The organism is Streptomyces sp. SID3343 (assembly GCF_009865215.1).
Classification (GTDB): Bacteria; Actinomycetota; Actinomycetes; order Streptomycetales; family Streptomycetaceae; genus Embleya.
Genome location: NZ_WWJX01001244.1, coordinates 1 through 10,199 on the forward strand (window position 1 = coordinate 1; position 10,199 = coordinate 10,199).

Below are 10,199 nucleotides of genomic sequence, written 5' to 3' on the forward strand. Positions count from 1 at the left end.
GCGGGCGGTCGCCGTGCCGGAGCCGGCGCATGGGACGGAGCCGGCGCGTGAGGCGGAGCCGGCGATGACGGGGGCGTCGGTGACGTCGGGGGCGTCAGGGGCGTCGGCGGGGCCGTTGCCGCCGCAGTCGTTGCCGTCGTCGGGATCGACGGCGCTGCCGTCCACCCGGAAGCGGGACGCCGTCGGAGGCTGACGGCGTCGCCGTGCCGCACTCCCGTACCTGTCGTTGTTCCGTTCCGCCGGCTCTTTCGTGCCTGTCGCCGGGTCGTTTCGCCGGTTCTTCGGCGCCTGCCGCCGGCCCGTACCGCCGGCCCGTACCGCCGGCCCGTACCGCCGGCCCTCCCGTGCTTGTCGCCCTCCCACTCGGGCGAATCCGTGCCGCGTACCCCGCGTGGTCTAGACCAATATTGCGTGCTGTTCGGCGGGGTGGATACCTTCGGTCCACCGGGCCGAACGCCGTCGTGGCGTGGCTGCCCCACCCCGTCGCCACGCCCGGAGGTACATCCACCATGCTCGCTTCCCTCGCGCCGGGCTCCGTGATGGCTCGTGAGATCGCGGACCAGCCCGCCGGGTTGACCCGGATCCTCGACGAGGGGCTCGGGCCGATTCGGGCCGCGGCCGACGAGATCCGTCGGCGCGACCCGAGGTTCGTCCTGTTCACCGGGCGCGGGACGTCCGACAACGCCGGCCTGTACGCGCGCTACCTCACCGAGGTCCTGCTCGGCCTGCCCGCCGGCCTCACCTCGATGTCGACCACGACCGCGTACCGGGCCCGCCAACGGCTCGAAGGCTGCCTGGTCGTGACGGTGAGTCAGTCCGGCGGTTCGCCCGACCTGATCGCGTCCGCGCGGCAGGCCCGGGCCGACGGCGCGCTCACCCTCGCGGTGACCAACAATGCCGAGTCGGTGCTGGCGCAGGAGTCCGACCTGCATCTCGACGTACTGGCCGGCCCCGAACTCGCGCTGCCCGCGACCAAGACCTACACCGCCGAGCTGCTCACCCTCTTCCTCCTCGTGGACCACATCCGAGGCGGCGACGGCGCGGCGGCGCGGGCCCTCCCGGAGGCGGCGCGGAGCATCCTGGCCAGAGAGGCGGAGGTCGCGGCGCTCGCCGACCGCTACCGCTTCGCCGACCGACTCGTGGTCACCGGACGCGGCTACGGCTATCCGACCGCGCGTGAGGCTGCGCTGAAGATCATGGAGACCAGCTACATCGGTGCCCAGGCGTTCTCCGGCGCCGATTTGATGCACGGACCGCTCGCGATCGTCGACCACGCGTATCCGGTCCTGGCGGTCTCTCCGGACGGCCCGGCGGCCGAGGCACTGCGCCCGGTCCTGGTCCGGCTGCGCGAGCGCGGCGCGGACCTGTGCGTGTTCGGCGCGGCCGAGGCGGTGGCCGCGTTCGGGCGCGGCTTCGCGCTGCCCGCCGGGATCGCCGACGAGGTGTCACCGATTCTCGAAATCCTGCCGCTGCAACTGCTCGCGCGCGAGATCGCGTTGGCGCGCGGTTGCGACCCGGACGCGCCGCGGGCCCTGGCGAAGGTGACCGAGACGCGCTGACCCCGGCCGGTGGCGTCGATCGGGCGAGCGCCGGTCCTCGACGTGGCGTCGGATCAGTAGCCGTGCAGCCGTGCAGCCGTGCAGCCGTGCAGCCGTGCAGCCGTCCGGACGTCCAGCCGTCCGGACGTCCGAGTCGGATCCGAAAGGACGCTAGGCCGTGCGGTCCAGGCCCGCGGCCGCCTCGCGCGCGTCGAGCAGTCGATCCCAGTTCTCGTCCGCCCACTCGCACACGGCGGCCATCGGGACGAGCATGCTGCGGCCCAGGGGCGTCAGGGCGTAGTCGACCCGGCGAATGGTGTCGGTGTGCGCGGTGCGGGTGATCAGACCGTCGCGTTCGAGGCCGCGCAGCGACTGGGTGAGGACCTTGGCGCTGATCCCGCGCAGCGGCACCCGCAACTCGGAGAAGCGACGCGGGCCGTCCTCCAGACAACGGACGATCAGGGCACCCCATTTGTCGCCGATGCGGATCGGCGACATCGACGAGGGGCAGACGGGGTCGAACATGTCCGCCGACAACGGCTCGAGACTGCGCTCACTCATGGAACCAACCGTAGTACCCGTCCCACCCGGGTCGGCAGGTATCCGATCGGCAGGTATGCGCTGGGCAGGTATCCACAGGTATCCAATCGGTAACCAGGCTCCCCGGTAGCGTCCGGATCGGCGGTCGGAGCAACGGTTCCGACCTCGACGAACGGGGTGGGCACATGGCCGACATCATCGTTTTCGGCGCGGGCGGCAGGACCGGTCGTACGGCCGTCGCCGAGGCGCACCGGCGGGGGCACCGGGTCACCGCCGTGGTGCGGGACGTGGACAAGTACGCGGACCTGGCCGGCGAGGATGTGCGCGTCGTCGCCGGGGACGTGACGGACGCGGCCGACGTCGCTCGGCTCGCCAAGGGGCACGACGCGGCGATCGCCGCGGTGTTCGACCCGGCCAAGGCCGCCGACGAGTTCTTCGTCGCCACCGCGCACGCCCTCCTCGACGGGCTCGCCGAGAGCGGGGTCAAGCGATTGGCCTGGGTCGGCCTCGCGTCGCTGTTGCCCTCGGCCTCGGGCGAGTTGCTCATGGACCTGCCCGACTACCCGCAGGAATACCGGGCGTTCTTCCTCGCGCACGACGCGGGAGCGGCGGTGTTTCGCGACGCGACCACGGCGCTCGACTGGTTCGTCCTGAGCCCGTCCGGCGACTTCGACCACCAGGGCGTGCGTACCGGCGCCTACCGCAAGGCCCCGGGCGCCGCGGAAAGCCGAGTGTCCTACCCGGACTTCGCGATCGCGCTGATCGACGAGATCGACGCGCCGACGGTACATCGCGCGCACGTCGGCGTCGAGGACGAGCGGTAGGCGGTAGGCGAGCTGCCGCCCGACCGACGACGGAAGCGGTGACGAGAACCGGGCGCGGGGCCGGGTGGAGGGGCCGGGTGGAGGGGACGGGTGGAGGGGACGGGTGGCGGCCCAACAGCCCCGACCGGGACAGCACTTCGTCACGGTGATGCCGTCGGATCGCGCCCAAGCGGGCGGCACGACCCGCGACATCCCGGTGGTGAACCCGGGACGGGCGGGTCGGGCGACCCCGCTCGGTGGAAGCCACCGTCACCACCCGCTAGGCGCGGGCGGACCCGGTGTGTTCGACCGCGAAGAGGCGGTGTTCGACGCGGTCCATGGCGGTGCGCAGGGCGCCGAGGGCCACGCCGTCGGCGCCCAGGGCGGACAGTTCGACGCGGGGCATGCGCAGGCACAGGCGTTGCAGCTCGGCGGTCAACGGGGGCACCGCGCCGGCGAGACCGGCCGCCCAGCCGCCGACCACGACGATCTCCGGGTCCAGGGCCAGGACCAGGGCGGTGACGTCGTGGACGAGCCGTCGGACGAAGCGGTCCACCGCCTCGGCCGCGGTGGCATCGCCCTCGGCAGCGTGCCGAAACACCTCTCCGACGGCGGCTTCGTCGAGCGGGGGGAGGGGTGTTCCGGTCGTGGACAGGAGGTTCTCGGGGGTGACCTGTCGGCCCAACAGATGCAGCGCGCCGATCTCGCCGGCCGCGCCGCCGAAGCCGCGGTGCAACCGACCGTTGACGAACGATCCCGCACCCGGGCTCAGGCCGGCCATCACGTACACGATGTCGTCGGAGCCCGCCGCGACACCTTTCCAACGCTCGCCGATCGCCGCCAGGTTGGCATCGTTCTCGACCTGTACCGGACATCGGAACGAGCGGCCGAGCCGGGCACCGAGATCGAGGCCGTTCCACCCCGGCATCGCCGAGGCCAGTTGCACCACGCCGTCGGTGTCCACGATCCCGGGCGTGCCCACGCCCACGCCCCACAGCGAACCGCGGGGTACCTGCGCGCGGCGCAGCGTCTCGCTGACGGCGGTACGGACTCGCTCCAACCGGTCCTCTGCCTCGCAGTCCTCCTCGACGGTGCGCGCGGCGCGGCCGACGATCGTGCCGCTCAGGTCGGCGAGGAGGACCCGGATCCGGTGTATCCCGATGTCGATGCCGAGCAGGTACCCGGCCTCGACGTGGAAGCGGAACCGGCGAGCCGGTCGACCACGCGGCCGGCTGCCGTCCTCGGTCTCGGTGGTCGTGCTCTCGACGATCAGACCCTCGGCGAGCAGTCCGTCGACCACGCCCTCCACGGTCGGGCGGGACAGGCCGGTGGCGTCCATCAGCGCGGTCACGGTCAACACCTCGCCCCCGCGCAGCGCCCGCAGGGTCTCCGTGGAATTGATCCGCCGGACCACCGAGGAATCCCCGGCGCTCGCCTGTGTCACAGCACTTTTCCTCTCACCGCGTGCCGAAAGGGCAGACGCGGTCGTTCCGTCCCGGGATCCACTGCCGATGTGCTCGCTCAGGCGCGGACGGTCGTCGGCCCGATCGTCGTGTCGTGTGAGTCGTGTGAGTCGTGTGAGTCGTGTGAGTCGTGTGCGTCGGGTCAGGACGCGGGCCGCAGGGCGGTCGGCCCCGCCTCGGCGAAACCGAGGCGGCAGGTGTCCGCGCGGTAGGTCGCCACCGTGATCGCGGCGGTCCGGCCGAGCGTGGTGTAGGTGGTCGTCACGATCAGCACGGTGGTCCCCGGGGGGCGCTCCAGGAAGCGGGCCTCCTCGGCCTCGGCCACGCCCAACTCGACCGCGCGGTGCCGGGTCTCCAGCCGGTTCTCGCGGAGCTGACGCAGCATCAGCGACGCGCGTTCGAAGCCCGGCAGGCGAGTGGACAGCGACGGTACGACGGAGCGTGACACGTACAGGTACTCGACGCCGACCACCTGGCGCATCGAGAACTGCCGGCGGCGCAGCCGGTGCACGAGCGCGGACGGGCGGCCCTTGAGGGTCGCCGCGAAGTCGTCGGTGACCGGGACGGTCGCGATGTCGATGACCTCGCGGTCACGCAGGTCCACGCCGGGCCAGCCTTCGCCGTCGGCGCTCAGCGACACGTCCACCCGGGGCCCGGCGACGGTGGTGCCGGCGCCGCGTTTGCGGACCAGGCGACCTTCGAGTTCGAGCTGTTCCAGAGCGTGCCGCAGGGTTGCGCGGGCGACGCCGAACCTGGCCGCGAGGTCGCGCTCGTTGGGGAGGATGTCGCCGGAGCTGAAGTCCTCCTCGATCGCCCTGAGCAGCGACGTGCGCAACTGCCAGTACTTGGGCTCGCCGAACATCGTGTCGTCCGGCAATGTCGCCATGTTGCCCATGGACGCCCCCTCGGCTCCCCGACGCCTGCGCGGCTCGGCCTTATTGCATGTTCGGTTTACTAAAGACGGTTGAATATAACCCCGCCGGGACCCGAAAGGTCCAGACCAACGCCCCGGATGCTCCCGGTGAGCTGCCTCACATCGGCGGTGCCTGGTCGGGCGCCCCTAAGCTGACCTGCGCGAATGGTGTTCCGCCCGATACGGAGGGCGGGCTCGCGAAGGAGGGGTCCCATGGGCCGACGTCGCTCGAATACCCCCACTGCGCCCACCCATTCGGCGCCGTGCACCGTCACCGTGTGCCGAGGATGCTGCTGCGGGACCGCCAAGGTCGCCGCCGAGGACCACGCGGCCCAGGTGAGCGAGTTGCGCGGAGCGCTCGCGGACACGCCGGTCACGGTTCGGCTCAGCGACTGTCTGGGACCGTGCGAGCGCGGCAACGTGATCGTGGTACAGCCGTCCGCGGCGGGGCGCGCGGCGGGTGGGCGGCCGGCATGGTTCGGCACGGTCAACGATCCGGACGCGACGGGCGAGATAGCGGCGTGGGCGGCGGCGGGCGGCCCCGGAGTCGAGGACGCGCCGGGGCTGTTGGGGCTGTACGCGTTCACGCCCAACCGCAAGGCCAGGCAGGGGATCGACGGCGGGACCTGACCGGGACCTGACCGGGCGTGGGCGGGGTGTGGGCTGGTTGCGGGGCGCGGCGGGGTGTTGGTTGGGCGGTCGGCGTGGGTGGGCACGGTCGACGGTCGTCGGTCGGGATGCGTCGGGTGGAATGGCGGCGTGGGTGGCGGCTGGCGGGTTCGGAGTCGTGGACGTGCCGGGGTTGTTGGGGTTGTGTGCGTTCGCGCCCCATCGCGAGGCCGGGCGGGGGATCGACGGCGGGACCTGACCGGGACCTGACCGGGCGTGGGCGGGGTGTGGGCTGGTGGGCATGGTCGACGGTCGGGATGCGATGGGTGGGATGGCGGCGTGGGTGGCGGCGGGCGGGTTCGGAGCCGTGGACGTGCCGGGGTTGTTGGGGTTGTGTGCGTTCACGCCCAACCGCAAGGTCGGTCGGGGGATCGACGGCGGGACCTGATCGGGGGCGTGGACGGGGTGTGGGCCGGTGGGCATGGTCGCGGGGCGGCGGCGGGGTGCCGGGTGGGCGGCCGGCGTGGTTGGGCATGGTCGTCGGTCGGGATGCGTCGGGTGGGATGGCGGCGTGGGCGGCGGCGGGCGGGTTCGGAGCCGTGGATGCGCCGGGGTTGTTGGGGCTGTACGCGTTCACGCCCCATCGCAAGGCCAGGCAGGGGATCGACGGCGGGACCTGACCGGGGGCGGATGGGTTCGGGCCGGCCGAGTGCGGGGCGGGCGGCGGGGCTCGGGCCGGTGGGGACGTTCGCGGGGCAGCGGGCGGTGCGCGGGTATCATCGGTCGGGACCCGGGCGCCCGGGACGGCCTTCGGTGCTCGGAATGGTGGCGGTTGCACGTGGCTCGTGTCGGCTTGACCGCCGATCGGCTCGCGGAAGCGGCCGCGGATCTCGCCGACGAGGTCGGGTTCGACAACGTCACGGTCTCGGCGCTCGCGCGGGGTTTCGGAGTCAAGGACGCGAGTCTGTACTCACACGTCAAGAACGTGCGAGATCTGCGCACGAGGGTGGCCGTGCGGGCGGCGGCCGACTTCGGTGACCGCCTTGCCGCGGCGATCGCGGGCCGGGCCGGCCGTGACGCGCTGGTCGCGTTCGCCGACGCGTATCGGGACTTCGCGCTCGCCCACCCCGGCCGCTACTCGGCGACCCGGATGCCGATTCCGCCCGAGATCGTCGCCGACTCCCCGGGCCACCTGCGGATGATGGAGAGCACGGCAGCGACGCTGCGCGGCTACCCCCTCGCCGAGCCGGACCTGACCGACGCGGTACGGCTGCTGCGCAGCACCTTCCACGGCTTCGTCGCCATCGAGGCCGACGAAGGCTTCCAACACCCACGAGACGTGGCGGCGTCGTGGGAGCGCGTCGTCGCGGCCCTCGACGTGGCGTTGCGACATTGGCCGTCGAGGGTTGGGTGACTGGGCGGCTGGGGGCCGGGTGACTGGGCGGCCGAGTGGCCGGGGGCCGGGTGACGGGGGTGGTTGGGCCGGCGGGTGACCGGGTGGCCGGGTGGCCGGCCTCTGGGTGGCTGGGCCTCGGGTGACTGGGTGGCCGGCGGCCGGGTTGGGCCGGGGGTGCGAGTTGGATCAGGTGGTCGGGTCACCGACGGTCGATCTGCTCACCGGCCGCCGCTCGCGCCCGGTCGGGAGCAGACGTCGAGCCACCGGGACGGAAGCCTGAGAACGGTGAGCGGGCGTCTGCGCCTTCGCACGTCCGCACGTCCGCACGTCCGCGCCTCCGCGCCTCCGCGCCTCCGCGCCTTCGCGCCTTCGCACGTCCGCGCCTTCGCGCCTTCGCACGTTCGCACGTCCGCGCCTTCGCGCCTTCGCGCCTCCGCACGTTCGCACGTTCGCGCCTTCGCACGTTCGCGCCTCCGCGCGTCCGCGCCTTTGGGGGCTTTCGGGAGTCTGTGATGGTGGTGGGGGTTGACTTCAAGTTGGGTTGATGTTTGAGGGTGGGGTTCGGGCCTCCCAGGGTGGGAGGTCGGATGGCCCCGGTGGGGCGGGAGTTCGGAGAGTGTGGGATGCGTGCTGTTCGGCTGTACGAGTTCGGGGATGCCGGGAAGTTGCGCTTCGAGGAGGTGGCGGATCCGGTGCCGGCGGCGGGGCAGGTGCTGATCGATGTTCAGGCGTCCGGGGTGCATTGGATCGAGACCACGCTCAGGCGCGGAGTGAGCGTCGGGCCGCACGCGCCGCCCGTGTTGCCGACCACTCCCGGGGCGGAGGTCGCCGGTGTGGTGGGCGCGGTGGGGCCCGACGTGGCCGCGGAATGGTTGGGGCGGCGAGTCGTCGCGCAACTGGACGCGTTCGGCGGTGGATACGCGGAGCGGGCCGTCACCTCCGTCGCGTCGCTGCACTCGATTCCCGATCACCTCGACGTCGATCACGCCGTGGCCGCGATCACGACCGGGGCCACGGCGCAGGGCGTGCTCGACGTCGCGCGGTTGTCGGCCGACGACGTCGTGTTGGTGATGTCGGCGGCCGGCGGATTGGGCAGCCTGTTCGTCCAAGCCGCGCGGCGACTGGGCGCGGTGGTCGTGGGTGTAGCCGGCGGGGCCGCGAAGGTGGAGCGCGTTCGTGCGCTCGGTGCCGATGTCGCGGTGGACTACCGGGCCGCCGACTGGCCCGACCGCGTCCGGGACGCCTTGGGCGATCGGGTGGTGAGTGTGGTGCTCGACGGCGTCGGCGGCGCGTCCGGTCGCCAGGCGCTCGAACTGCTGGGCCCCGGTGGGCGCTTCCTGTTGTACGGCTGGGCCTCGGGCGAGCCGACCGAGATCGGTACCCGCGACCTGATCGAGCGTCAACTGAGCGCGACGTGGGCGATCGGACCGAACATGGTTCCCGCCGGCGGGATGCGCGAGTTGGTGACGCGATCGCTCGAAGCCGCCGCGGCGGGCCGCCTCGTGCCCACGATCACCCGTTTCCCGCTCTCGCGGGCCGCCGACGCGCACGCGGCGCTGGAGGCCCGCGAGGCCGAGGGCAAGGTCGTCCTGACGGCGTAGACGGCGTAGTCAGCCTGCTTGGCTTGCCCGCCCGGTGAGGACGAGGAGGTCGACGCCGGCGGTGACGAGGGTGTGGTCCAGCGGGGCGTGCCGGAACAGGGCCCGGTAGTAGACCGGCGCGGCGAGTGCGTCGAGGGTGAACCGCATCGTGGTGTCGTCGAGTTCGGGGATCCCCCCGCGCTCGGCGGCCCGCCGCAGGACGGTCTCGGTGCTGCGGCGGCGGGTGTGGAAAACCTCGTCGAGGAACGTGTCACGCAGCTCGGGGTCACCCGCGAGGTCGGCGACGAGCGCGGGCAGGACTCGCCCGAGCAAGGTGGTCTCGAAGGCGGTGACCAGGGTGGAGACGCCCGCCACCAGGTCGGCCCGCAGTTCGCCGGTGTCGGTCGTGGGAGTTGTAACCAGGAGCGTGGCGACGGCGTCCGTGATCAGGTGCTGCTTCGAGGGCCGGCGCCGGTAGGTGGCGGGCCGGTAGACGCCGGCGTTCTCGGCGACCTGGCCGATGGTGAATTCGGCGTAGCCCACCTCGGCGAGGCCATCGAGGGTCGCGGTTCGCACGACCGCGTCGATCTCGGGGTCCTTCTCGGGGTCCTTTTGGCGACCGGCGGCGCGCGGTGGGGTGGGAGTCGGCGGCACGAGCGTCCTTTGCGGGTGGGCCCTGATGCGCGGGAGGGGGAGGGCCGGTCGGGAGCGGTTCGGTGCCATCGTTTTGAATTGATACAGGTCGTACTGCATCACTGAGCAGGTGGTCGTTTCGGGCTGCCTCGCGGATGGCCGACCGCCTCTTGTCGAAGGGCCTCCCGTGTCCGCCCCCGCCCCCGTGCCCGTCCCCGTGCCTCCCGCCGTTTCGCCCAGCCTCGATCCGGCTCCCGAACCCAACGCCGACCCCCGGCCGATCCGCCCTCCCCGAGCCGCTCGCCCCTCCGCGCCCCCGTCGCGATCGGCGCCCTGATCGCCCTGACCCTGGCCGCGCTCGACCTGCGCGCGCCGGTGACCGCCACCGGCCCGCTGCTGAGCCGCATCCGCGACGACCTCGGTCTGTCCGGCGCGGCCGTCGGCGTACTGACGTCCCTTCCGGTGCTGTGCCTGGGCGCGTTCGCGTTCGTCGGCCCCGTGCTCGGGCGGCGCTGGGGCGAGGCCCCGAGTGGTGCTCGCGAGTCTGGTCCTGCTCATGGTGGGGCCGCCGTCCGCCAGATACCGGACCCGGGCGCGCTGTTCGCCGGACGGCACTGATCGGGGCGGCCGTCAGGCGCGCGAACGTGCTGTTGGCAGGGTTGATCCGACGCCGATTCGCGGGCGCGGTGGCCGGCGTGACCGCGTTCTACTCGGCGTGCCTGAC

General features: G+C 72.8%; 11 protein-coding genes. 7 read left to right on the forward strand and 4 right to left on the reverse strand.

The window, feature by feature from the left end:
• The first annotated feature begins 509 nt into the window (after positions 1-509).
• Positions 510-1,559: an SIS domain-containing protein gene (locus GT354_RS38665; RefSeq protein WP_161361049.1), complete on the forward strand. Its 1,050-nt coding sequence runs from the start codon at positions 510-512 to the stop codon at positions 1,557-1,559.
• 150 nt (positions 1,560-1,709) lie between these two features.
• Here GT354_RS38665 and GT354_RS38670 read toward each other — a convergent pair whose 3' ends face one another.
• On the reverse strand, positions 1,710-2,099 hold the full coding sequence (locus tag GT354_RS38670; protein ID WP_161361050.1) for a helix-turn-helix domain-containing protein: 390 nt from the start codon (positions 2,097-2,099) through the stop codon (positions 1,710-1,712).
• A gap of 164 nt (positions 2,100-2,263) precedes the next feature.
• Between GT354_RS38670 and GT354_RS38675 the strand changes: the two genes are divergently transcribed.
• Complete coding sequence (locus GT354_RS38675) at positions 2,264-2,902, forward strand: NAD(P)H-binding protein (protein WP_161361051.1); 639 nt, start codon at positions 2,264-2,266, stop codon at positions 2,900-2,902.
• Between the two features lie 259 nt (positions 2,903-3,161).
• Here GT354_RS38675 and GT354_RS38680 read toward each other — a convergent pair whose 3' ends face one another.
• Both GT354_RS38680 and GT354_RS38685 read right to left on the reverse strand, forming a co-directional pair.
• Positions 3,162-4,325, reverse strand: a complete 1,164-nt coding sequence (locus tag GT354_RS38680) for an ROK family protein (protein WP_161361052.1) — start codon at positions 4,323-4,325, stop codon at positions 3,162-3,164.
• Positions 4,326-4,486: 161 nt separating this feature from the next.
• Positions 4,487-5,230, reverse strand: coding sequence for a GntR family transcriptional regulator (locus tag GT354_RS38685; protein WP_161361059.1), 744 nt, complete (start codon positions 5,228-5,230; stop codon positions 4,487-4,489).
• 240 nt (positions 5,231-5,470) lie between these two features.
• Between GT354_RS38685 and GT354_RS38690 the strand changes: the two genes are divergently transcribed.
• The 4 genes from GT354_RS38690 (at position 5,471) to GT354_RS38705 (ending at position 8,863) form a co-directional block, all read left to right on the forward strand.
• On the forward strand, positions 5,471-5,887 hold the full coding sequence (locus tag GT354_RS38690) for a (2Fe-2S) ferredoxin domain-containing protein (protein WP_161361053.1): 417 nt from the start codon (positions 5,471-5,473) through the stop codon (positions 5,885-5,887).
• A 274-nt stretch (positions 5,888-6,161) separates the two neighbouring features.
• Positions 6,162-6,314 carry a hypothetical protein gene (locus tag GT354_RS38695; RefSeq protein WP_161361054.1) on the forward strand — a complete coding sequence of 51 codons (153 nt, stop codon included), beginning with the start codon at positions 6,162-6,164 and terminating at the stop codon, positions 6,312-6,314.
• A gap of 390 nt (positions 6,315-6,704) precedes the next feature.
• Positions 6,705-7,280: a TetR-like C-terminal domain-containing protein gene (locus tag GT354_RS38700; RefSeq protein ID WP_161361055.1), complete on the forward strand. Its 576-nt coding sequence runs from the start codon at positions 6,705-6,707 to the stop codon at positions 7,278-7,280.
• A gap of 605 nt (positions 7,281-7,885) precedes the next feature.
• Positions 7,886-8,863 carry a zinc-binding dehydrogenase gene (locus tag GT354_RS38705; RefSeq protein WP_161361056.1) on the forward strand — a complete coding sequence of 326 codons (978 nt, stop codon included), beginning with the start codon at positions 7,886-7,888 and terminating at the stop codon, positions 8,861-8,863.
• Between the two features lie 9 nt (positions 8,864-8,872).
• Here GT354_RS38705 and GT354_RS38710 read toward each other — a convergent pair whose 3' ends face one another.
• Positions 8,873-9,496 (reverse strand): TetR/AcrR family transcriptional regulator, encoded by a 624-nt coding sequence (locus tag GT354_RS38710; protein WP_161361057.1) that lies wholly within the window; start codon positions 9,494-9,496, stop codon positions 8,873-8,875.
• A gap of 354 nt (positions 9,497-9,850) precedes the next feature.
• On the opposite strand from GT354_RS38710, the gene GT354_RS38715 reads away from it, so the two are divergent.
• Positions 9,851-10,093, forward strand: a complete 243-nt coding sequence (locus GT354_RS38715; protein ID WP_161361058.1) for a hypothetical protein — start codon at positions 9,851-9,853, stop codon at positions 10,091-10,093.
• Positions 10,094-10,199 lie beyond the last annotated feature (106 nt).